We start from the raw sequence: 22,755 nt of genomic DNA on the forward strand, positions 1-22,755 counted from the left end.
TACGATATGCGAGGCCGCCAACTAGCCCATGCGCCGACTGCGGGACAAGTCTCGTGGCGAGCAGGTGGGGCGGTCAAGCGGGCTGTCTGGCCGGCGGATCTGACCGATCTGCAGACATGGCTGGCAGATTTGCCTGCCGATGAAAAGGTGGTGTTCATCGGGGCAGGCACCAGCCTGCTGGTGCGAGATGGCGGTTTTGATGGCAATGTGGTGTTTACCCAGCCTGGGTTGATGGCGATTCAGGCCGCGTCGCCAGATGACAACTGTCCAGGTGTGTATGCCGAGGCGGGTGCCAGTGCATCCAAGCTGGCTGAATGGGCGGCCCAGCAAGGCCTGACCGGGCTGGAGTTTCTGGCGGGCATTCCAGGCACAGTGGGTGGTGCGCTAGTGGGGAATGCAGGTTGTTTCAGCTCGGAGACCTGGGATGGAGTCGTGGCGGTGCAGACTATCGATCGACAAGGGCGTCTGCAGCGCCGACCGGCCAGCGACTACCGTGTTGGATACCGGCAGGTGAGCCGCTATCAGGCGGGTGAGCCGGAATGGTTTGTCGGTGCGTGGTTTACGTTGCGACCAACTCAGCAACGCGAGGCCACTCAGACTGTGGCGGATCTACTGGCGCAACGGGCCAGGCAGCAGCCCCTGGACCAGCCCAATGCAGGGCGGGTGTTCAGAAACCCGCCAGGCATGGTGGCGAGTGAGTTGTTGAAACAGATGGGGTTCGCCGGCAAACGCCGGGGAGAAGCAAGTTTTTCAAGGCAGCACCCGAATTTCATTGTGAATCGGGGGGGCGCCAGCGCAGCGGACATCGAATCACTGATCATCGATGCCCAACAGCTGGCAAAAGCACAGTTTGGCATCGAGCTGGTGGTGGAAGCCACCATCATCGGTGACTGGTAGAAAAGGTTGAGCGCGATGGATGTAAAGCAATTTGGCAAGGTGGCGGTGATCATGGGTGGTACCTCGTCTGAGCGCGAGGTATCGCTGATGAGTGGTGGGGGCGTGCTGACAGCGCTTCAATCAAAAGGGGTGGATGCTCATTGCTTCGACCCAGCCGAAAAACCCCTGTCCGCGCTGAAGAGCGAGGGTTTCGACCGGGTGTTCCTGATCCTGCACGGCCCATTCGGTGAAGATGGCACCATCCAGGGTGCGCTGGAGGTGATGGGCATTCCCTACACCGGCAGCGGCGTGATGGCATCGGCGCTGGCCATGGATAAATTGCGCACCAAGCTGATCTGGAAAGGGCTGGGCCTGCCGATTCCTCAATTCGTGGTGTTGACCGAGCAGAGTGACTTCGACGCTGTTGAACGTGAGCTGGGCCTGCCCTTGTTCGTCAAGCCATCCACTGAGGGCTCCAGTATCGGTATCACCAAGGTCAAGACCCCCGGTGGGCTGCGCGCCGCGTATGAAGAGGCGCGCAAGTACGATGAAATGGTGCTGGCTGAGGTCTTTATCGGTGGTGGCGAATACACTGTCGGCATGTTGGATGATGAGGTCTTGCCCAGCGTCAAGATCGAGCCCGCAACGGAATTCTACGATTATCAAGCCAAGTATTTCCGCGATGACACGGTATATCGCTGTCCGAGCGGTCTGTCCGCTGAGCAGGAAGCCGAAATGGCTGCTTGTGCAAAGCAGGCATTCTGGGCCTTGGGTTGCCGTAGCTGGGGACGGGTCGATTTCCTGATGGATGAGATGGGCAAATTCTGTCTGTTGGAAGTGAATACTGCTCCTGGCATGACCAGCCATAGCCTGATCCCGATAGCGGCCAGGGCACGTGGCATGAGTTATGAGGATCTGGTGCTGCGGGTGCTGGCGACAGCGCGCGTGGGCGGCTGACAGGTAGATGTGGACGGGAGAGCGCTAGCGTGAGGAACGGGGTGGCATATGTGGGATAAACCGCAACTGCTGATGTGGCTGGCCAATCTGCTATATGCCTTGGCTGCGCTCCTGTTTCTGTATGCATTGCTGTTCGTGTTGATCAATCTGCCGGTATTTCCGGTGCGGCAGATCCAGGTCAGTGGTGATCTGCACCACATCACCCGCGAGCAGGTGCAGTACATCGTGCGGCATGAGTTGAAGGGCACCTTTTTCACCCTGAATCTCGACCGTACCCGCAAGGCGTTCGAAAAGCTGCCGTGGGCACGCAATGTGAGCATCCGCCGCCGCTGGCCGGATCGGCTGGAGATCGTGCTGGAAGAGCATCAGGCGTTGGCGCGCTGGGGGACGACTGCACTGGTGAACACCTATGGCGAGTTGTTCGATGCGGCCAGCAATGACACCCTGCCGGTGCTGGACGGCCCACAGGGCGCCTCAGCAGAGGTATCGAGAGGATATCTGGAAATACGTGACATGCTGGCGCCGATCGACCGTCGACCCATGTCCATCTCCTTGTCGGCTCGCCGGGCGTGGAGCATCAAATTGGATGACGGCACGCTGGTGGAAGTGGGCCGTGAGAATGTAAAAGCACGGCTGGGCAAGTTTGTAGCGGCTTACCCGCGCACCCTGGCTGTGTTGAACCGCGATATCGAATATGTCGATCTGCGGTATCCGAATGGATTTGCTGTACGCGTGCCTGATTTCAAACCGGGGCCCGTCAAGAAGCCTGGCGTACCAGCCCGACCCAGCCCGGTGGCTGGTCAGAAAAAGGCCGCTTGAGCATGAACAATTCTGAAAAGTATCTGGGAGCGTTTTGCCCGTGAACATGGTGAAAGAGAACAAGAACCTGCTGGTGGGCCTCGATATCGGCACCTCCAAGATCGTTGCCATCGTGGCCGATGTGCAGGCTGATGGCCGGATTGAAATCGTTGGCATGGGCCAGGCACCGTCACGTGGGTTGAAAAAAGGTGTCGTGGTCAATATCGAATCCACGGTCACGGCCATCCAGCGTGCGCTGGAGGAGGCCGAGCTGATGGCGGACTGCAAGATCCGTGAAGTGTTCACCGGGATTGCCGGCAGCCATATCCGTAGCTTCAACTCGCACGGCATGGTGGCGATCAAGGATAAAGAGGTCAGCCAGGCCGATGTGGATCGGGTCATTGAGACCGCTCGTGCGGTGAACATCCCGACTGACCAACAGATCCTGCATATCCTGCCGCAGGAATTCATCATCGACGGACAAGAAGATGTCAAGGAGCCCTTGGGCATGGCTGGTGTGCGGCTGGAGACCAAGGTGCATATTGTCACCGGTGCGGTGTCGGCGGCTCAGAACATCATGAAGTGCGTGCGCCGCTGTGGCCTGGAGGTCGCAGACCTGATTCTGCAGCCACTGGCCAGCGCACAAGCCATTTTGTCGGAAGACGAAAAAGACCTTGGGGTCTGTCTGGTGGATATCGGCGGCGGCACCACTGATATCGCAGTGTTCACAGGTGGCTCGATCCGTCACACCGCAGTGATTCCGATCGCGGGAGATCAGATCACCAACGACATCGCCATGGCACTACGGACACCGACCAAAGAGGCCGAAGACCTGAAAGTGGCGCACGGTTGTGCCCTGCGCCAGTTGGCCGACCCGAATCAAATGATCGAAGTGCCGGGCGTAGGCGAGCGGGGTACTCGCCAGATGTCACGCCAGACGCTGGCAGAAGTAATCGAACCGCGTGTCGAAGAGCTGTATTCGCTGATCCAGGCCGAGCTGCGGCGCTCGGGCTTTGAAGACCTGTTGTCCTCGGGCGTGGTGATCACTGGGGGCTCGGCACAGATGCTGGGCATGGTCGAGCTGGGTGAGGAAGTCTTCCATATGCCGGTACGCCTGGGCGTGCCGCAGTATGTCGGCGGACTCTCGGAAGTGGTGCGCAATCCGCGCTTTTCCACCGGGGTCGGTCTACTGCTGATGGGAAAAGAACAATATTTGCGTCATCAGACGTCACGCCTTTCCGGCACGGGCTTTGGCGCCGTGTTCGAGCGGATGAAGGCGTGGATACAAGGGAATTTCTGAATTTGGTATTGGTATTTTGTTTATTGGTTTCTAAGGTGCCATTTGCGTCAGTAGGTGGCAAATTGGATTAACACAGGAGAGGCACAAAAATGTTCGAGATTGTTCAAGAGATCGCGCCAGTCGCCGTCATCAAGGTGATTGGCGTTGGGGGCTGCGGCGGCAACGCAGTCGATCACATGATCAATGCCGGTGTCAGCGGGGTGGAATTCGTCGCCTGCAACACCGACCTGCAAGCCCTCAAGCGTAGCAATGCGCCCATCCAGCTTCAGCTGGGTGCAAGCCTGACACGCGGCCTGGGCGCAGGGGCCAACCCCGACGTTGGTCGTGATGCCGCACTCGAAGACCGTGAGCGGATTGCGGATTCGATGCGGGGTGCCGACATGCTGTTCATCACCGCAGGCATGGGTGGGGGCACAGGTACCGGTGCCGCGCCTGTCGTGGCACAGGTAGCAAAGGAGATGGGGATTCTGACCGTTGCCGTGGTCACCAAGCCCTTTCAGTTCGAGGGCAAACGCCTGAAGTCCGCCCAGGCTGGCATCGAGGAGTTGTCCAAGTACGTTGATTCGCTGATCGTGATTCCCAACGAAAAGCTGATGGAAGTGCTGGGGGACGACGTATCGATGAAAGATGCGTTCAAAGCAGCCGATGATGTCCTGCGCGGTGCGGTAGGTGGGATTGCCGAGATCATCAACGTGCCCGGCCTGATCAACGCAGACTTCGCGGATGTACGCACCGTGATGAGCCAGATGGGTATGGCCATGATGGGCTCAGCCTACGCGGCTGGCGTTGATCGTGCCCGCATCGCCGCCGAACAGGCCGTGGCCAGTCCGTTGCTGGAAAACTACAACCTGACCGGCGCCCGTGCAGTCATCGTCAACGTCACCGCCGACAGCTCGCTGAAGATGCGCGAAGTCAATGAAGTGATGGAAACCATCCGTGCTTACTGCACCGATGAGACGGAAATCATCTTCGGTGCGGTATTTGATGAAGAAGCGGGTGAGCAGCTGCGTGTGACCCTGGTTGCAACCGGCATCGGTGGCCAGAGCGCAACTCAATCGCGTAATCAACCCAAGTTGCAGGTGTTGAAGGCAACTGGCACGGACAGCGCAGGGGGGTCTGAATGGGATCATTACGACACCCCAGCGGCTTTCCGTCGTAATCGTGGCGAGCGGGGCTCCATGGGCTTCAATGCCTCTGCCTCAGCGGAGGCAGCCCGTGCTGCCCCGAACCTGGAAATGCTGGATATCCCGGCCTTCCTGCGTAAACAGGCCGACTGACTGTAAGCCTGTTCTAGCCTCTCCAAATTGACCCCTGCCGGCATTCCGGCTGGCAGGGCGTTTTTCCCTCCGCGCATCGGCGTGTTTCTTGGTTTCGGCTACGATTCCGGCCAATCCTGTTGGCCCGCAGAATTGCCGTTGACTGTGCGCCATGCTGCTGAAGGAACCTGTTGCCATCCCCTATTGTGTCGCCAGCTCACCGCGTGCTTTACTGTTCTTTTACATAAAACACGTTGTTATGGTTATCGAACTGCGTAACCATAGCCGTCTTGCTCTGCACCGGACATACGGCAGAGTTGTTTTTCATGCAAGTGATTGTTTAAAAGGTGATTGGATGACCCGATTCATTTCAAAGCCGTTGCAGATGGTTTTTCTGTGTCTGAGTCTGTGCGGCATGCTACCCGCCTGGGCCGATGATGCCGAGAACATCATGCTGGCAACTTCTCAACGGATGCTGGCCGAGCGCATGGCCAAGGCATGGATTCTCCAGGGGCTGGGTGTCAAGGTCACTGACCCGGCCAAGCAGTTGGAAAGCGCAATGGCGCAATTTGATAGCCAGCTGAACACTCTCAAGGCACTGGAAGATCCCGAGCTGAAAGACACCTATGGCACGCTGGCCCAGGTCTGGGGCGATTTCCGCCTCTACTTTACCGGCGCACCCAAGATGGCCACCAGCAAGGACTTTACCGATAGCCACGAAGAGTTGGTCTATCTCAGCCAAAAGGGAAGTGAGCTGCTGCAGCAGAAGTCGAAAGTGCCGATGGCCAAGCTGGTTGGTCTGGCAGAAGACATCAGCACGGTTTCACAACGGATCGCCAAACTGTATCTGCTGCAAAGCTGGGGGGTGCAGCAGCCATATCTGGCCAAGGATCTGGCCGCTGCCCGTGCCGAGATCACCCAGTTGTTGGCTAAATTGAAGGCGGCGCCGGAAAACAACACTTCGACCCGTAATCAGATCGCGCTGGTCGAGACGCAATGGTTGTTTTTTGATCAGGCGTTGACGGCGCTGAATGCCAAGCGGACAGATACCACCTTGATTACCAATGTGGCCACCACCAGCGAGCGGATTCAACAAGTATCGGCAGATCTTGCCAAGCAGTACCAGCGCTTGGCAAAGCGCTGAAACGGTGCGTCAGGCTGGCACACGGGTAAGTTTGCTCATCGATAGGCCAGAATCTCAACCGGGTCGCCCAGGCTTAGCGTGCCTGTATTCCTGGCGACCAGATTCTGGCCGAATGTGACCCCATCGGGCGTCATACGATAGCGGTTCAGTGTTTTCAGTGGCTCATGGTCGGCTGACAGTATGCCTTGGTCGGGGTCAACAGTGGTGAAGCTGCAGCGTACACAGGGCTTGATCAACTCGAATTCGACCTCACCGATGCGGATGCGTTGCCATTGGTCTTCTGCAAATGCCTCGCAGCCATCAATCACCAGATTTGGCCTGAATTGGCGAATCGAAACTGGTTGGCTCAGCCTACTGTTCAGATCCTGCAATGAGCCTTCACCGATCAGTAGGTAGGGGTAGCCATCGGCAAATGAAAAGCGGATGCTGGGGTCGATGCGCAACCGACGGTTCGACTGCTCACCAATATAAAGCAGTCGTGCATCAGCGCCCAGACAGAAGCTGAACCAGTCATCTGCCTCACTGTCCCCCCAATAGGCATCGAAGTCGTATTTCCAGACCGAGGTCGGACGCGCCATCTGGTAACGGTCTTGGTGGATCTCCAATGGCTCCATATCCGGTGCATTCACCTGGATGCCGGTCGCGGTGGGGGTGACGCGGATTTGAACCATGCGGGGCCATTTCCGGCCAGTCATGAGTTCGCCGTTTTCATCAGTCAGCATCCATTCTCTGTCAAATGCCAAGCCGCGCTCGGTCGCCTTGGCGGTTTCCAATGCATTGCCACTACAGGACTTGATTGGATAGTGGAAGAGTTGTGAGAGATGCATAAAGGCTCCGCCGGGTGGTCTAAAATACCGTTGTCAGTCGCATAACCTTATCAGGCAAGGGTTTCAGGTGCAATCGGGCTTGGCGCCCGTATGGGTTGCCCAAGTGGCGAAGTGCAGCTGGTTTGCTATGCTCCAGATAACAAAGTCGCCAACGAATCAACTGTATGGCGAGGTCGATGTCGCCCAGGTCTGGGGCGCCTGACGGCGCGTGCCACGCGCTCTTTCACCCAACTGATAATCAGGAAAGGTTCGGTACATCATGATTCATGTGACACATGACGATTGGGGGGATGATCCGAGTGCGAGTGGCATGGGCGAGATGATCCGCCTGCTGGAGAGCATGTTGAATGGCATGGAGCTGGATTTGGTGCTGGATGGTATTGTCAGCTTGGCTGAGCGGCAGGCCAAAGGTGCACGCTGCTTGATCTCGCTGGCTGACACCCCTGCGCGCCGCCTGCGATTGAGCAGTTCGCCACATGTACCGTTGGAGCTGATCCTGGAGCTGGAGGATCTGCCTTTTGGCGAGGAGGGCGGTGGGTTTGGCCTAGTAGCCGAGCGGGGCCAGGTAGTGGCGGCCAGCGATGTGGAACATGACCACAGCTGGCGTGCAGTGTCTGACACTCTGCTGGCGGCGGGCATCCATAGCGTACTGGCGTATCCAGTGCTGGGCCAGGGGAAGGAAGTGGTGGCGGTAGTGTCCTTGCTGTTCAAGGACAAACATGTCAGCCGGTCAAATGAACAGATATTGCTGCGGCGGGTGGCGCGGCTGGTTCATCTGGCCATCCGGTCCGATCATAAATTCCGGCATCTACAGGAAAGCGAACAGCTGTATCGTACCGTGGTCGAGTCGCTGGCCGTGCCCGCTTTCATTCTGCGGGGGGATCGTTTCTGCTATGTCAATCCAGCAATGGAAACATTGGTTGGTTACACTGCAACCGAAATGCAGGATCATGTGGCCTGGGAGTGGATCGAAAGCGCTGATCGTCAGCAGGCCCGAGCTGATCTGATTGGTGTGCAACGGGGTGAGGTGAATCAGGTTCACCACGCCTACCGGTTCCACACCAAGCAAGGCGAAGATGTCTCAGTCGATCTGCAGATCCGCCCGGTGCGTTTTCATAATGCGCCAGCTGCATTGGCGATCGGTACCGTGTAATTTCCTGGTTTGCCCTGTCGGGCTGATCCGGTGTCGGCCATGTAACTTGGTCTGCCGGGTCTGGCGAGCAGTTGCAGGGTAAGACCACGCAGCACACTTTGGCGGGCCTGGGCTCGCCTTTTGTTATGGATTCATAGGACACACGCCACCGATGTCGAGGTGGCAGGCAAGGAGCGCATCGTTGGCAACGGTCTTGATCATTGGCGGAAGTGGTTTTCTGGGGCATCTGGTGGCGGCTGCGTTGGTCAAACAGGGCCATTCAGTCATCGTGCCGACACGGCGATATCAGCAGCAGAAAGGCAACCTGCTGGTGCTGCCCAATCTGTCGTTGCTCGAAGCTGATGTCAATGATCCCTCACAGCTCAGGCTGCTGGTGCAGGCGAGTGACGTGATCATCAACTTGGTGGGAATTTTGCAGGGGGATGAAGCCGCCTTTCAGCGTGCGCATGTCGATCTGCCCTCCCAGCTGGTCACTGCCATGCAGCAGGCAGGTAAGCGGCGCTTGATCCATATCAGCGCGGTCGGAGCGGATGAGCAGGCTCCGAGTCGTTATCTGCGATCGAAAGGCCGAGGGGAGCAGGTTGTCAGACAATCCGGGCTGGATTACACCATTTTGCGGCCCTCGGTCATTTTTGGTGAAGGGGATCGCTTTTTGACCATGTTCGCCAAATTGCAAAGTCTCTTTCCAGTCATGCCACTGGCCTGTCCGCACGCCCGCTTTCAGCCGATCTGGGTGATGGACGTGGTTCAGGCCATATGCCGCTGTCTTGATCTGCCTGCCACGTTCAATCAGACCCTGGCATTGGGTGGGCCCAGGCAATACACCTTGCGCGAGCTGGTGGCCTATGTGGGACAGCTCACCGGCCACCGCCGCCCGATCCTTGGGCTGACAGGGGCACTGGCCACCGTGCAGGCGTGGATGTTGGAGAAAGCGCCAGGGCAGCTGATGTCACGTGACAATCTGGCCTCCATGAGTGTGCCCAATGTGGTCGAGGGCCCATTTCCATCTGTATTGGGCTTTGTACCCACCGCGCTGGAAGCCATTGCGCCGTTTTACCTGTCGAATGCTGCACCCAGGCAGCGCTTCGATCGTTTCCGCGCCAATCATGCAAACTCGGATAACTGACAGGTGCTTGACGAGATGCGCTACACCCAGATCGGTCAGGCTTCAATCCACCCCATACATCGGTTGAGTTGTCACTGTGGTGGTGTCGTCATCGAGCTTCATTTGCCGAATGGGGTCGAAAACCCCAGGCGTTGCAACTGCTCGATCTGCAGGCGGAGGGGGGCGATCTGCTCGTCAGTACCCCTGGCGGACCTGAAGATCCTCCAAGGGCAGGCGTTGCTGACGCTGTATCAGTTCAACACCCGTACCGCCAAGCACTATTTCTGTAAGGTGTGTGGAATCTATACCCACCATCAACGGCGCTCTGATCCCGGTGTCTACGCCTACAATGTGGGCTGCCTGGAGGGGGTCAACCCATTCGAGTTGGGTGAGGTACCTATCTCAGATGGCGTCCATCACGTTTCTGACCGTCTCTGAGCGAGCCGCTGAGTAGCAGATCACGGTGTGCGTCACCCCTAATCAGGTAGGAAAGTGGATGGCCCTTGCGATCTGCGACGCACAGTCATGCTTGCCTGACCCGCCACCATGACCCGAGCTGTATACCCACCGCTTTGTTTTTGGCAGTAGCAGCGGCATAATCCGCGGATAATGACAATCACTGAAATGTATCCGCCATGTTCAAGCTCGTCATCGGCAACAAGAACTATTCATCCTGGTCATTGCGCCCATGGTTCTTGCTGAAGCATGCCGATATCCCCTTTGAGGAAATCCTCATCCCGCTGTACGAAATCGATTGGCGCAAGCACATCCTCAAATATTCACCGACAGGCAAAGTCCCCTGTCTGATCGATGGCAAGGCTGTGGTCTGGGAATCCATCGCAATCTGTGAGTATGTGGCTGAACTGTTCCCAGGCTGTTATCTGCTGCCGAAAGACCCCGTTGTGCGGGCAGAGGTGCGCTCTGTCAGTGCGGAGATGCATGCCGGCTTCTTCAATATGCGCAAGACCATGCCGATGAACGTGCGCAAGCGTTTCCCCGGCCATGGCCGTACGCCTGAGACCAATGCCGACATCCGTCGCATCACCGAGGTGTGGAACAGCTGCCGCGAGCGCTTTGGTGACCGGGGGCCATTTTTGTTTGGGGAATTCACCATGGCAGACGCGATGTTTGCACCGGTCTGTACACGCTTCCTGACCTATGGTGTCGAGCTGCCAGAGCCTGCCCGCGCCTATATGCAATACATGCTTAATACACCCGCGATGAAGGAGTGGTACGCTGCTGCTTTGACCGAGCCGCAAATCATTGCGCATAGCGAGGTCGATGACGAGCCTGGGATGGTCTGATGCTGCAATCTGCTTTGCTGGCGTGGTTACACTATGTGGGGTTTGCGGGCATGCTCGCTTGTCTGGTGTTGGAGCATCGCCTGTTCCAGCCGACCATGTCAGCCAATCAGCTCAAGGCGCTGGGGCGGATCGACCTGCTGTATGGGGGGCTGGCTGGGGCGCAGATTGCGACAGGTGTGTTCCGCCTGTGGTTGGAGAAGGGTGTGGCCTACTATCTGCACAACGGCTTGTTCCACGCCAAACTGATGCTGTTTGTCATGGTTGGGCTGGCGTCCCTCTATCCGACCATCCATTTCATCCGGCTCAACCGTGGCGCGCAGGGCGAAACGGTCATGGTGCCGCAAGATCTGGTGCGGAAGATCATGATGGTGATCCGTCTGGAGTTATTCCTCATGTTGCTGATCCCGCTTTTCGCAACCATGATGGCTCGTGGCATGGGGATCGGTGCGCATTGAGATGGCCCTGCGTGATACTTGGCAATGATTGAGTTGGATGTCCAGAGCAATGCAGATTTATATCGTTGGTGGGGCGGTTCGAGATCAACTATTGGGCCTGCCCGTGAAGGACCGGGACTATGTGGTTGTGGGGGCCGCACCTGGGCAATTGTTGGCGCAGGGTTTCAAGCCGGTGGGGAAGGATTTCCCGGTCTTTCTGCACCCTGACACCCACGAAGAATATGCACTTGCCCGTACGGAACGTAAAACTGCGCCTGGCTATACTGGCTTTGCATTTCACGCAGCGCCCGATGTCACGTTGGAGCAAGACCTGGCCAGGCGGGACCTGACCATCAACGCGATTGCCATGGATGACCAGGGGCAATTGATCGACCCCTTCCATGGCATGGATGACCTCAAGGCTGGGGTATTGCGGCATGTATCACCGGCATTCATCGAAGACCCTGTCCGCATTCTGCGCTTGGCGCGATTTGCAGCCCGTTTCGGCTTTATGGTGGCAGAGGAGACGATGCAACTGATGCGCCAGATGGTTGAACAGGGTGAGGTGGATGCCCTGGTGCCCGAGCGAGTCTGGCAGGAGTTGGCCAAAGGCTTGATGGAGGCCACGCCGTCGCGGATGTTCCTGACCTTGCGCACCTGCGGTGCGCTGACGCGGATTTTGCCAGCGCTGGATCGCCTGTTTGGTGTGCCCCAGCCTGCTGTTCACCACCCCGAAATCGACACCGGCGACCATGTGATGCGTGTGGTGGACTACGCTGCTTCGGCTGGCATGCCGCTCTCGGTGCGTTTTGCTGCGCTGATGCATGATTTGGGCAAGGGCACGACTGACCCGGCTTTGTGGCCGAGCCACCACGATCACGAAGCAAGAGGTGCCGCGCTGGTGGAGGCCGTGTGTGCGAGATTGCGTGTGCCCAACGATTGCCGCGATCTGGCCCGGCTGGTGGCTGCCCACCATGGTAATGTGCATCGGGCGCAAGTGTTGCGGGCAGGCACCATTCTGAAGCTGTTGCAAGCCTGTGACGCATTCCGCAAACCAACCCGCTTTCACGACCTGTTGCAGGCGTGCGTGGCGGATGCCAGAGGGCGCCTGGGATTTGAAGACAGCCCTTATCCACAACAGGCCAGACTGACACTGGCGCTTGAAGCCGCCGCCGCCGTGGATGCGGGCCATATCGCACAATCCTGTGAAGATAAGGCCACCATTCCCACCCGGGTTGCACAAGCCCGAGTGGAGGCCATCCGCCGCGCTTTGAATGAGCCGCAGGACTGAGCTGCCAGGCCGCGAGCAGTCGCTGATGGCTCTGGATAAGGTGGGTAAACAGCTTGCCAGGGCCACTGCAAACAGTTGATTTGCCTATACCGCGTTTACCCCGCGCCAGAAAAGCGCGTAAAATGCGTCTATTTCCATCGTCACGCGGTCACTCACCTCCCTTCGAATGAATACCTTTCTCGACGTGGCATTTACGCCCATCGATAACGCCCGCTTGTCCAACCTGTGCGGTGCGCTCGACGAAAACCTCAAACAGATCGAAACTGCGCTGAATGTCAGCATTGCCCGTCGTGGTGAGCAGTTCCGTGTCAATGGCAACAAACAACAGGCTGAGCATGCCGCTTCGTTGCTGCGTAAATTCTATGACAAGGCCGAACGCCACCTAGACATTGAAGATATTCAACTGGGCCTGGTTGAGCACGCCAGCGATGTGTCGCCCGGCCCAATGGACGAAGGCGTACCGGTGCTGATGACACGCCGCCCCGACTTACGCGGTCGCACACCACGGCAGATCGAGTATCTGCGTCAGATCCAGTCGCATGACATTACCTTTGGCATCGGCCCAGCAGGCACGGGCAAGACCTATCTGGCGGTAGCATCGGCAGTGGATGCGCTGGAGCGCGATCTGGTCAAGCGTATCGTGTTGGTGCGCCCTGCCGTCGAGGCGGGTGAAAAGCTGGGCTTTCTGCCCGGTGATCTGGCCCAGAAAGTGGACCCTTACCTCAGGCCACTCTATGACGCGTTGTATGATTTGATGGGTTTTGACAAAGTCACCCGGCTGTTTGAAAAAACGACCATCGAGATAGCGCCATTGGCCTATATGCGTGGCCGGACGCTCAACCACAGCTTTATCATTCTGGACGAGGCGCAGAACACCACGCCCGAGCAGATGAAAATGTTTCTGACCCGTATCGGCTTTGGCACCAAGGCCGTGATCACAGGCGATGTCACACAGATCGACTTGGCCAGGAATCAGAAATCCGGCTTGGTCGAGGCACAAAAAGTGCTTGCAGATGTCCGAGGGATTGCTTTCCAGTTCTTCCGTTCCGATGATGTTGTCCGTCATCCTCTGGTGCAGAAGATCATCGATGCATACGATAAACATACCAAGACCCTGACGGCACTCAGTAAAACGGACACGGCACATGATGAATAAACCAATCATGTGGGTGGCCCTGGCCGCCGCCGGGCTGATCGGATCAGCCCAGGCTGCACTGGATCCCGACAGTGCGCACGAAGTGGAGGACTTGCTGAAGCGGATGGGCCAATCGGGTTGCACATTTGTCCACAATGGCGATGCGCATACTGCCAAGGAAGCGGTTGCACACCTGCGTCTCAAGTTGGAAAAGGCGGGCCATAGGCTACGGACAACAGAGGATTTCATCGATCAGCTGGCCAGCAAAAGCAACTTGACCGGCAGGCCGTATTTACTGCGGTGCGTCGGCCTACCCGAGATGCAGTCTGCGCGGTGGTTGAGAGCCGAGCTGAAATGGATGCGCCACAGGAGTGCCGCAGAATGACCACACCTCAGTTGAGTCTGTCAGTGCAGTATGCGCTGAAGCTCGCGGATCTGCCCAATCGCCACCAGTTCCGGCGCTGGGTCAAGGCTGCTTTACAAGGCGATGCCGAAGTGACCTTGCGGGTCGTGGATGCCGAGGAGGGGCAGAGTCTTAATCGTGAATACCGTGATAAAGACTATGCGACTAATGTGTTGACCTTCGTGTTCGATGACATGCCAGAAGGTGTGGACCTACCGTTGATGGGCGATATTGTGTTGTGCGACCCGGTTGTCCGGCGCGAAGCACAAGAGCAGGGCAAGACCCTAGAGGCGCATTACGCGCACTTGGTGGTGCATGGCATCTTGCACATGCAGGGCTACGACCATGAAACCGATGCAGAAGCAGAAGAGATGGAAGCATTGGAAACACGGATTGTCACTAAACTGGGTTACGATAACCCTTATCAAATCAAAAAGGATCAATAAGTTAAATGGACGAGCCCTCGAAACCGAGATGGCTTGAACGGCTCACCTCGCTTCTATCGCGAGAGCCGGAAGACCGCGAGCAATTACTGGATCTGTTGCACGGCGCATTTGAACGCGACCTGATGGATGCCGATGCATTGTCGATGATCGAAGGTGTCCTGCAGGTTTCAGATATCCAAGTACGGGATATCATGATTCCGCGTAGTCAGATGGATGTGATTGACATCAGCGACCCGCCCGAAAAATTCATTCCTTTTGTCATCGAAACGGCGCATTCCCGCTTCCCAGTCATCGACAAGGACAAAGATAACGTCATCGGTATCCTGCTGGCGAAAGACCTGTTGCGGTACTACGCCGGGGGGGACTTCAATGTGCGCGACGAGTTGCGCCAAGCGATCTTCATTCCTGAATCGAAACGACTGAATGTCCTGCTGCGCGATTTCCGTACCAGCCGTAATCACATCGCGATTGTGGTGGATGAATATGGTGGGGTGTCGGGCTTGGTCACGATTGAAGACGTGATGGAGCAGATCGTCGGTGATATCGAAGACGAATACGACTACGATGAGCCTGACGACAACATCATGCAAGATCGCGATGGCAGCTTCCGTGTCAAAGCTACGACCTTGCTCGAAGATTTCAATGATGTGATCAAGGCGCGGCTTGACGATGATGATTGCGACACCATCGGCGGGATGGTCGTCAAACAATTTGGTCACTTGCCCAAGCGGGGTGAAACCATCGAATTCGGTGGCTTCCGCTTTGAGGTTCTACGCGCCGATAGCAGGCGGGTTCACAGCTTATTGGTCAACCGCGCAAGCGAAACCTGATTTTTCTATGCCAAGACAACTTCCTTCCAAACTGCGGCTCGCCATGGCCGGGGCCGCAGGGCTGGTGTGTGTATTCGGCTTCGCACCGTTTTATCTATTCCCCCTACCCGTCATCAGTTACCTGGTATTGGCTGCCATGTTGGCTGCCGCGCCAGACGCGAAGCGGGCATTGGCAACCGGTTATTGCTTTGGGCTGGGCTACTTCCTGGGTGGGGTCAGCTGGGTGTTTGTCAGTCTCCACGTGTATGGCGGCATGCCGTTCTGGATGGCAGGGCTGGCCACTCTTGGGTTCTGTGCTTTCCTGGCGCTGTACCCGGCTTTCGCCTGTTGGGCGGGTTGGCGTCTGGGTGGTCAATCCCCGCATGCACGGTATTGGCTGATGGCGATCGGCTTGGCTGCCATGGAGTGGGTAAGAGGATGGCTGTTCACGGGCTTCCCATGGTTCAACCCAGGCTATTCCCAAGCGCCCTACAGTCCGTTGGGGGGCTATGCGCCTTTGCTGGGGGTGTATGGCATCGCATTGCTGGTGATTTTGACGGGCTTTGCCTTGTCGTCCATGCTGGCCAAGCGTGCCGGTGTCCAGCGTCGAGCTATATTGGCAGTGCTGGTCGTCACGGTGTGGGGAGTGGGGGCAGCACTGAATCACATCGAATGGACACAGCCGCTCGGTGAGCCAACCAAGGTGGCTCTGATTCAGGGCAATATCGAGCAGGACCGTAAGTTTCTGGAATCCGAGCTGGTCGGTACCTTCATACTCTATCGTGACCGCATGCTGGCTTCCAATGCCAAGCTGATCGTGATGCCGGAAACCGCCTTGCCGATCTTCCTGCACCAGATCCCCAAGGACTATCTGCTCAATTACACCTTGCACGCACGCTCACTGGGTGGTGATGTCGTGGTGGGGGTGCCTGAGTATGATGAGAAGACCCAGCAATACTATAACTCGGTGATCAGCCTGGGCAGCAGCCCAACACAACGTTACCGGAAGTCACATCTGGCACCATTTGGTGAGTACATTCCGTTGAAGCCGATCTTTGGTGTTTTCTACCGGTGGTTGAACATGCCGCTATCTGACTTCGGGCGGGGGGATACCCATCAGAAACCCATGTCGGTGGCGGGGCAGAAGGTCGCAGTCAATATCTGCTACGAAGATTTGTTCGGGGAGGAAATCATCAGACAGGTGCCTGAATCCACTCTGCTGCTGAATGTGACCAATGATGCGTGGTGGGGACGTTCTTTCGCCGCCATGCAGCACCTGCAGATCTCACAGATGCGGTCGATGGAGACGGGCAGAGCCCTGCTGCGGGTGACCAATACTGGCATCACCGCCATCATCGACCACAAAGGATTGGTTGCAGACAATCATCAAGCCCCTTGGTTTGTTCAGACGACGCTGACGGGATGGGTGCAAGGGATGACAGGGAACACGCCATTCACAGTTTACGGTAATGTGCCTGCCATTTTATTGATGTTGGGCGGTATCATTGCAGCAGTAGGTTATCGTTTGGTGAGCACCCGAAGGCACTGATTTCCTATTTCCTGCTGGCGAGCCAATCAGCGGAACCGTGAAGAGGCCGTGCCAGCCTCTTCTCACCCTGCAAGTCAGTGCACAGGCGCACCGATCAGGTGCCCCCCAGCAACCGCAGCCTTGATTTTGGCTGGATCTGTCTCACCATTGATATTGGTGATCACCAACTTGCCAAACCCAAACCCCAGGTCGTTGCGGAAATCATAGAAGGCACCGATGACAGCCAGTTTATTGGCGCTGGTCATATCCTTGAATTTATTCATTGCATGATCGACCTGATTGTTTATATTCAATAAAACACCATCGGTCACATCAATTCCCTTGGGGATCTGGATGGTTGCCAGCTCCTTCTTTATCGGCTCTTCCAACGATGTGTAATCCCCGCTGGCCGCTTTGACCGCACCGCATACGGCATGGCCGATGAAAATCAATAGCGGCGTATTCAGATGCCGTACCCCGTACTCCACCGAACCTTCTGCTGTGGACAGTTGATTACCGATGTTTCTGACCATGAACAGATCATTGTCAGGGGTTTTGTCCATGGCAGGGGTATGCACTCTGGAATCAGAACAAGTCACCACCGTAGCCCGTGGAGTCTGTTTTTCAGAAAACTGCTGGAAATAGGCTTTATCCTTGCCCCGCATGAAAGTCTGATTGTCCCTGATCAATGTGGAAACGATGCCCTGAACCTGTTGTAACTCATTGCCTGACGAGCCATGCGGACCCGATGCATTGGCAGAAGCAGGCGCTGCCATGGCAAAACCGATACTCAGAATCGTCAGATGAAAGGGGCTGGTCATGATGTACCTCGACAACTGGGCAAGTAGAGGAAACGGGTTTGTTGGATTTGCTGCGTATAAAGGTGACTATGGCTATGATACAGGTATATCAAAGAAATGGATTGATGGTGAATTTGATAACTAATTTCGTATATTTGACGGCCTGTCATTTTACCTGTTCAATAGCGTGATTTGGGGTTGAAAAGGCTTGATGGGCAAGCATTACAAGGATATTCGGAGTTTCAGATTATGCTAATATAATATTCGTTGGTGAGGTTGCAATAATCTTATGTTAAGCTTCGCGGGTTAATCTGGAAGGCTTGTTTAGACTTGATGTTCAGTGCCTGCCAGAAGTAGGACAGTTTTCGACTTTGGAGACCGTAACATGAAACACGCAGCGACACTGTTCGCCAAGGCAATCACATTATTGTCCGCCCTGGCTTTGATGGCCGGTTGTGCCAGCAAGCTGCCGCCACCTGGAAACACAGACGAAGCACCTCCAAAAGTTGAGTATCTGATCGGCCCTGGCGACATGCTCAACATCATGGTCTGGCGTAATCCGGAAGTCTCCACTTCAGTGCCCGTCCGCCCAGATGGCAAGATCACCACGCCATTGGTGGAGGACGTCGTGGCCACCAGCAAGACCCCTAGCCAACTGGCGCGAGAAATCGAAAAGCGCTTGGCAAAGTATATTCAGGAGCCCATTGTCACCGTGATGGTGACTGGTTTTGTGGGGCCATTCTCGCAACAGATCCGGGTGGTTGGTCAGGCTGCACGTCCGCAGACTCTGCCATATCGCGAAAACATGTCCTTGCTTGACGTGATGATTGCAGTCGGCGGGACAACCGATTTTGCTGCTGGCAATCGTGCCAGCATCGTGCGTGTACATGGTGGCAAGCAGGAGTTCAGTGTTCGAGTCGATGACTTGATCAAGGCTGGTGATATCAAGGCCAATGTTGATATGCGGCCAGGTGATATCCTCATCATTCCAGAAAGCTGGTTCTGAGCCCTGGTGATATCCAGCGTGGTTCATATGTGTTCGTATTTTGTTTCTGCAGCTGTTATCAGGCTGTATAGGAGTGGTTTATGAGCGAGCTATTGGCGCAATTGGCCTCCTTGCTTCGCGCGGCTTGGAATTTCCGCTGGTACGCCTTAGCGTCGTCATGGGTGCTGGCGTTGGGTGGTTGGATATTTGTCTACACCATGCCGGATCGTTTCGAGTCATCTGCCAGGGTATATGTTGACACGCAGAGCATGCTGAAGCCGCTCATGAACGGCATCGCGGTGCAACCGAATGTGGATCAGCAGATTTCGATCATGAGCAAGACCTTGATCAGCCGCCCTAATATCGAGAAGGTCATTCGGATGGCGGATCTCGATTTGAAGATCAAGACAGCCGAGGAAAAAGAATCATTGATTGATCGGCTGACCAAACGTATTTCCATCAAATCCACTGGCCGGGACAACCTGTTTGAAATCGGCTATGAGGACACCAGGCCGGAAACAGCCCGGAATGTGGTGCAGGCGCTGATGACGATCTTTGTCGAGGGTAGCCTGGGTGACAAACGTAAGGACGCTGACACCGCGCGCCGCTTTTTGGATGAACAGATCAAGGCTTACGAGCTGAAGCTCGTTCAGGCTGAAAATGCCCTGAAGGAATTCAAACGCCAGCACATTGGCCAGATGCCAGAAGATGGCAAAGACTACTACAGCCAATTGACAGCGGTAGGTGGGGCGCTGAACCAAGCCAAGTTGGAATTGGCGGAAGCACAGCGTTCCCGGGATGCGATCAAGAGCCAGCTGGCTGGCGATGAGTTGGTGGTCATCCCCCAGCAGGGCGATGATGCTGCTGGCATCAATCCGGAGTTGGATGCCCGTATTCAAGCTCTTAAGAAAAACCTGGACAGCCTCCGCCTCAATTACACGGAGCAACATCCGGATATCATCGCGGCAAAGCGCATCATTGATCAGTTGGAAGATCAACGTAAGCAGGAAGCCAAAACACATAAACCTGCCACCTACAGCAATCAAAACCCGGGTATGCAGCAGCTGAAGATGGCACTGGTCGATGCCGAAGCCAGAGTGGCTGCGCTGACGGCGCGAGTGGGGGAGTATACGAACCGCTTCAATCAATTCAGAGCGGCGGCAAATGCCATCCCCCAAGTCGAGGCTGACTTCACCCAATTGAATCGTGACTATCAGGTGAATAAGCAGAATTATGAAAATCTGCTGGCCCGCCGTGAGTCTGCACACCTCTCTGGTGAAATGGATGCCAGTGCCAATGTCGTGGATTTCCGGGTGATCGACCCGCCCCGTCTGCCGTCCCAACCATCAGCACCCAACCGGCCCTTGTTGATGATCGCGGTGCTGGGCGTGGCGGTGGCAGGTGGTTTGGCTGTTGCGCTGTTGTTGAGCCAGTTGCGGCCAACATTCAATAGCCGACGCGAGCTTCGTGATGTTACCGGATTGCCGATTCTGGGCAGTATTTCGATGATCTGGACACCAGAGCAGCGACGTAAGTCACGGCAAGGTGCCTGGATCTACGCTTCGAGTTATGCAGGTTTATTGGTGATGTTCGGGCTTGTGATGGCCTTTCAGCACTTCGTGCCACGTAGCATGCTGATGTGATCCATCCGCTACGACCGACATCAGGAGAAGTATCGTGAACTTAATTGAAAAAGCAGCCGCCCGTTTCGAGCAGAATCAGCCGCTGACAACGGGCCTGCAACCCGATCCGGTTGAAAAGCCGCTTGAGGCGCCTGCTCCGTCAGCGCCTCATCACGAGCCGCAGCTGATCGAGCGTGCGGTTGAGCATGATCACACCGCTCATGTAGAGCCAACCGTGCATCTGGCCAGACCTATGGCAGTGACTGCAGAGCTGATGCAGGAGCGGATCGTTTCCAAGACTGTTGATCTCGATCTGGCGTATTTGAAGTCGAAGGGCATGATCACGCCCGATGATGACAAGAATCAGCTGGCCGAGGAGTTCCGTCTGATCAAGCGGCCATTGATCACCAATGCGATTGAAGCCGATAGTTCGGATCGTCATCGCAATCTGATCATGGTTACCAGCTCGCTACCAGGGGAGGGTAAAAGTTTCTGCTCCATGAATCTGGCGCTCAGTATCGCCATGGAGCGTGACCGCAGGGTAATGCTGGTCGATGCGGACGTCGCCCGCCCCTCCATCCTGAATTACCTGAATCTACGTGCTGATCGCGGTTTGATGGATCTCTTGTTGGACCCAAGATTGCCGATGTCCGATGTCCTGTTGCGGACGAACATCGAGAAGTTATCGATCCTGCCCGCAGGCCGTGGGCACAAACATGCAACAGAATTGCTGGCCAGCGCCGCCATGCGTAACCTGTTGGACGAGATGGCCCGTCGCTACCCTGATCGGATCATCATCTTTGATTCACCGCCACTGCTGGTGACGACAGAGTCACGTGAACTGGCTTCCCATATGGGGCAGATCGTGATGGTGGTGGAGGCCGGCAAGACCAGCCAAGATGCCGTCAAGGAAGCGTTACGCCATCTGGAAGGCTGCGATATCGTCAATCTGCTGATGAACAAGGGTGCCATGACAGCACTGGATGGCTACGGTTATGGCTATGGTTACGGCTATGGTTATGGTCGCGATTCCAAGGCGTGAGGCGAGGAGCGAATGAGCGTCAATCCAGGTCGATGGCTGCCGTGTCTCCTTCCTTTGATGATTGCGAATTTGTTTCCAGCGGTGGCGCGGGCTGCTGACTGGGATCTTACCCTTCGGCTGCCGGCTTCATTGGGGTACTCCGACAACGTGGATCTGGCCGGTAGCCAGGGCGTGCGTAAAACCGACTGGTTTACCCGCGTGGCGCCTGGTTTTTCCGCGGTTGCCAATGGCGCCCGGTTAAAGCTCAACACCTCCTATGCCTATTCCTATGAGCACCATCAGAATGAGCGTCAGGGGAAATCCGGCAATCATCAATTGTCCAGCAATGCTTCGTTGGAATTGATCGACAATTGGTTAACCTTGATCGGCAGCGCCAGTATCAGCCAGGCCGCTCGTGATTCGACCAGCGCGATCGGGTTGACCAATACCAATAAGGAAGATGTCCGTTCCTGGTCGTTAGGCCCAACCATCCGCCAGCGGTTCGGTCGTGATTTCACTATGAATGGCAGCGTCATCCGTAGTGGTGTCCGGTCTGGCACGCAAAGTGGCGCACGTGCCATGGATGGCGATGGAACCCGTGCTGATCTGTCATTGGCTTCGGCATTGGGTTTCAACAACGTCAACTGGCTGATGAACCTGCAGGACAATCGTTTTGACTACACCAGCCGCGCAGATATCCATGAACAGCGCGGCTCGGTGCGTACGACGCTGACCATGAGCTCCATGTTCCAGCCTTACGCAACGTGGGGTTACGAGAAACAGAAAGATGATCTGGCGCGCTCGCAATCTTCCAACAAATATTGGAATGTCGGAGCGATCTGGTTGCCGACTGTGCGCACCAGTCTGGATGCCAATTTTGGTCGTCGCTTTTTTGGCAGTACCAGCGCCATTTCGTTCAATCATCGGACACGGGCGACAACTTGGCGTCTTTCCTATGTCAAAGATCTGACGACAACGAATCAGGACTTCTTGATTCCGCAAGCGATCAATACGCGGGCATTTCTGGACAATCAGTTCAAAAGTCGCTTTCCAAATGATACCGAGCGCGCTGCGCGTGTCGATGCGTTCATGCGCCAGAACGGCATCGGGGACCGATTGGAGGTCGAGATCCCGTTCTCGACCAATCGCCGCTTTCTGGATCGAAACTTCAATGCCAACTTGGGTATCCGTATCTCCCGTTCGGACCTGATATTGAACTACCAGTGGCGAGACTCGGATGCGGGCAAGGTGAGCCTGCCGGGTGAAGGTACCCAGGATGTCGGCGAACACCGTAAAACCCAGTCAGCCAGCCTGACATGGGGGCTGCCGCTTGGAAAGCGTACGACACTGAGCCTTGGCACAACTTGGTCCAGAAACCAATTCATCGATAACGGTCTTGATGATCGAACCACCACTTACCGTAGCGGATTGAATTACCAATTTTCGCGTGATCTGATCGGCTCGGCGGAATTACGCCGTACCTATCGTGATGCGAATGATGATGTCCGCGATTACACCGAAAACGCCGGGTTGCTGACGGTTACGGCACTCTTCTGATTGG

Annotated in this window: 24 protein-coding genes; 22 read left to right on the forward strand and 2 right to left on the reverse strand. The window is 56.2% G+C overall.

What is annotated here, in order from left to right; all coding sequences use genetic code 11:
- Nucleotides 1-6: 6 nt before the first annotated feature.
- From murB to HNQ59_RS10485, 6 genes are all read left to right on the forward strand, one after another.
- On the forward strand, nucleotides 7-897 hold the full coding sequence (gene murB / locus HNQ59_RS10460) for a UDP-N-acetylmuramate dehydrogenase (protein ID WP_184038787.1): 891 nt from the start codon (nucleotides 7-9) through the stop codon (nucleotides 895-897).
- Nucleotides 898-912: 15 nt separating this feature from the next.
- The gene (locus HNQ59_RS10465; RefSeq protein WP_184038789.1) at nucleotides 913-1,833 is read left to right on the forward strand and encodes a D-alanine--D-alanine ligase; all 921 of its coding nucleotides are present in this window, start codon (nucleotides 913-915) and stop codon (nucleotides 1,831-1,833) included.
- A gap of 48 nt (nucleotides 1,834-1,881) precedes the next feature.
- Entirely contained in the window at nucleotides 1,882-2,652 is a 771-nt protein-coding gene (locus HNQ59_RS10470) for a cell division protein FtsQ/DivIB (protein ID WP_184038792.1), read from the forward strand.
- 46 nt (nucleotides 2,653-2,698) lie between these two features.
- Nucleotides 2,699-3,931, forward strand: a complete 1,233-nt coding sequence (ftsA, locus tag HNQ59_RS10475; protein WP_221320221.1) for a cell division protein FtsA — start codon at nucleotides 2,699-2,701, stop codon at nucleotides 3,929-3,931.
- An 89-nt stretch (nucleotides 3,932-4,020) separates the two neighbouring features.
- Nucleotides 4,021-5,208, forward strand: a complete 1,188-nt coding sequence (gene ftsZ / locus HNQ59_RS10480; RefSeq protein ID WP_184038798.1) for a cell division protein FtsZ — start codon at nucleotides 4,021-4,023, stop codon at nucleotides 5,206-5,208.
- Nucleotides 5,209-5,542: 334 nt separating this feature from the next.
- Nucleotides 5,543-6,331, forward strand: a complete 789-nt coding sequence (locus HNQ59_RS10485) for a type IV pili methyl-accepting chemotaxis transducer N-terminal domain-containing protein (RefSeq protein WP_184038801.1) — start codon at nucleotides 5,543-5,545, stop codon at nucleotides 6,329-6,331.
- A gap of 35 nt (nucleotides 6,332-6,366) precedes the next feature.
- Here HNQ59_RS10485 and HNQ59_RS10490 read toward each other — a convergent pair whose 3' ends face one another.
- A complete protein-coding gene (locus HNQ59_RS10490) occupies nucleotides 6,367-7,158 on the reverse strand; it encodes an MOSC domain-containing protein (RefSeq protein WP_184038804.1) in 792 nt (263 codons plus the stop codon).
- A 259-nt stretch (nucleotides 7,159-7,417) separates the two neighbouring features.
- Between HNQ59_RS10490 and HNQ59_RS10495 the strand changes: the two genes are divergently transcribed.
- From HNQ59_RS10495 to lnt, 11 genes are all read left to right on the forward strand, one after another.
- A complete protein-coding gene (locus HNQ59_RS10495) occupies nucleotides 7,418-8,311 on the forward strand; it encodes a PAS domain S-box protein (protein ID WP_184038806.1) in 894 nt (297 codons plus the stop codon).
- A 181-nt stretch (nucleotides 8,312-8,492) separates the two neighbouring features.
- Nucleotides 8,493-9,437 carry a complex I NDUFA9 subunit family protein gene (locus HNQ59_RS10500; RefSeq protein ID WP_343074242.1) on the forward strand — a complete coding sequence of 315 codons (945 nt, stop codon included), beginning with the start codon at nucleotides 8,493-8,495 and terminating at the stop codon, nucleotides 9,435-9,437.
- Nucleotides 9,438-9,452: 15 nt separating this feature from the next.
- Nucleotides 9,453-9,854, forward strand: a complete 402-nt coding sequence (locus tag HNQ59_RS10505; protein WP_184039046.1) for a GFA family protein — start codon at nucleotides 9,453-9,455, stop codon at nucleotides 9,852-9,854.
- Nucleotides 9,855-10,051: 197 nt separating this feature from the next.
- Entirely contained in the window at nucleotides 10,052-10,720 is a 669-nt protein-coding gene (locus HNQ59_RS10510; RefSeq protein WP_184038812.1) for a glutathione S-transferase family protein, read from the forward strand.
- A complete protein-coding gene (locus tag HNQ59_RS10515) occupies nucleotides 10,720-11,175 on the forward strand; it encodes a DUF2214 family protein (protein WP_184038814.1) in 456 nt (151 codons plus the stop codon). The genes HNQ59_RS10510 and HNQ59_RS10515 overlap by 1 nt, the downstream gene beginning before the upstream one ends.
- A gap of 49 nt (nucleotides 11,176-11,224) precedes the next feature.
- Nucleotides 11,225-12,445, forward strand: a complete 1,221-nt coding sequence (locus HNQ59_RS10520) for a multifunctional CCA addition/repair protein (protein WP_184038817.1) — start codon at nucleotides 11,225-11,227, stop codon at nucleotides 12,443-12,445.
- A gap of 166 nt (nucleotides 12,446-12,611) precedes the next feature.
- Complete coding sequence (locus HNQ59_RS10525) at nucleotides 12,612-13,601, forward strand: PhoH family protein (RefSeq protein WP_184038819.1); 990 nt, start codon at nucleotides 12,612-12,614, stop codon at nucleotides 13,599-13,601.
- Entirely contained in the window at nucleotides 13,591-13,965 is a 375-nt protein-coding gene (locus tag HNQ59_RS10530) for a DUF5329 family protein (protein ID WP_184038822.1), read from the forward strand. The genes HNQ59_RS10525 and HNQ59_RS10530 overlap by 11 nt, the downstream gene beginning before the upstream one ends.
- Nucleotides 13,962-14,429 carry an rRNA maturation RNase YbeY gene (gene ybeY / locus HNQ59_RS10535; RefSeq protein ID WP_184038824.1) on the forward strand — a complete coding sequence of 156 codons (468 nt, stop codon included), beginning with the start codon at nucleotides 13,962-13,964 and terminating at the stop codon, nucleotides 14,427-14,429. Before HNQ59_RS10530 ends, ybeY begins: the two co-directional genes overlap by 4 nt.
- A 5-nt stretch (nucleotides 14,430-14,434) precedes the next feature.
- Entirely contained in the window at nucleotides 14,435-15,259 is an 825-nt protein-coding gene (locus HNQ59_RS10540) for a CorC family transporter (RefSeq protein WP_184038827.1), read from the forward strand.
- A gap of 7 nt (nucleotides 15,260-15,266) precedes the next feature.
- Nucleotides 15,267-16,787 carry an apolipoprotein N-acyltransferase gene (lnt, locus tag HNQ59_RS10545; RefSeq protein ID WP_184038828.1) on the forward strand — a complete coding sequence of 507 codons (1,521 nt, stop codon included), beginning with the start codon at nucleotides 15,267-15,269 and terminating at the stop codon, nucleotides 16,785-16,787.
- A gap of 74 nt (nucleotides 16,788-16,861) precedes the next feature.
- Here lnt and HNQ59_RS10550 read toward each other — a convergent pair whose 3' ends face one another.
- Nucleotides 16,862-17,587 (reverse strand): carbonic anhydrase, encoded by a 726-nt coding sequence (locus HNQ59_RS10550; RefSeq protein WP_184038830.1) that lies wholly within the window; start codon nucleotides 17,585-17,587, stop codon nucleotides 16,862-16,864.
- Between HNQ59_RS10550 and HNQ59_RS19835 the strand changes: the two genes are divergently transcribed.
- From HNQ59_RS19835 to HNQ59_RS10570, 5 genes are all read left to right on the forward strand, one after another.
- A complete protein-coding gene (locus HNQ59_RS19835; protein ID WP_281397209.1) occupies nucleotides 17,586-17,711 on the forward strand; it encodes a hypothetical protein in 126 nt (41 codons plus the stop codon). The two genes, HNQ59_RS10550 and HNQ59_RS19835, sit on opposite strands and share 2 nt — an antisense overlap.
- A 240-nt stretch (nucleotides 17,712-17,951) precedes the next feature.
- The gene (locus HNQ59_RS10555) at nucleotides 17,952-18,572 is read left to right on the forward strand and encodes an XrtA/PEP-CTERM system exopolysaccharide export protein (RefSeq protein ID WP_184038832.1); all 621 of its coding nucleotides are present in this window, start codon (nucleotides 17,952-17,954) and stop codon (nucleotides 18,570-18,572) included.
- Between the two features lie 80 nt (nucleotides 18,573-18,652).
- Entirely contained in the window at nucleotides 18,653-20,194 is a 1,542-nt protein-coding gene (locus HNQ59_RS10560) for an XrtA system polysaccharide chain length determinant (RefSeq protein WP_184038835.1), read from the forward strand.
- Nucleotides 20,195-20,228: 34 nt separating this feature from the next.
- Nucleotides 20,229-21,215, forward strand: coding sequence for an XrtA-associated tyrosine autokinase (locus HNQ59_RS10565; RefSeq protein WP_343074243.1), 987 nt, complete (start codon nucleotides 20,229-20,231; stop codon nucleotides 21,213-21,215).
- Between the two features lie 57 nt (nucleotides 21,216-21,272).
- Nucleotides 21,273-22,751 carry a TIGR03016 family PEP-CTERM system-associated outer membrane protein gene (locus HNQ59_RS10570; protein WP_184038837.1) on the forward strand — a complete coding sequence of 493 codons (1,479 nt, stop codon included), beginning with the start codon at nucleotides 21,273-21,275 and terminating at the stop codon, nucleotides 22,749-22,751.
- Nucleotides 22,752-22,755 lie beyond the last annotated feature (4 nt).

Origin of the sequence: Chitinivorax tropicus, from assembly GCF_014202905.1 — a bacterium.
In the GTDB taxonomy this organism is placed as follows: domain Bacteria; phylum Pseudomonadota; class Gammaproteobacteria; order Burkholderiales; family SCOH01; genus Chitinivorax; species Chitinivorax tropicus.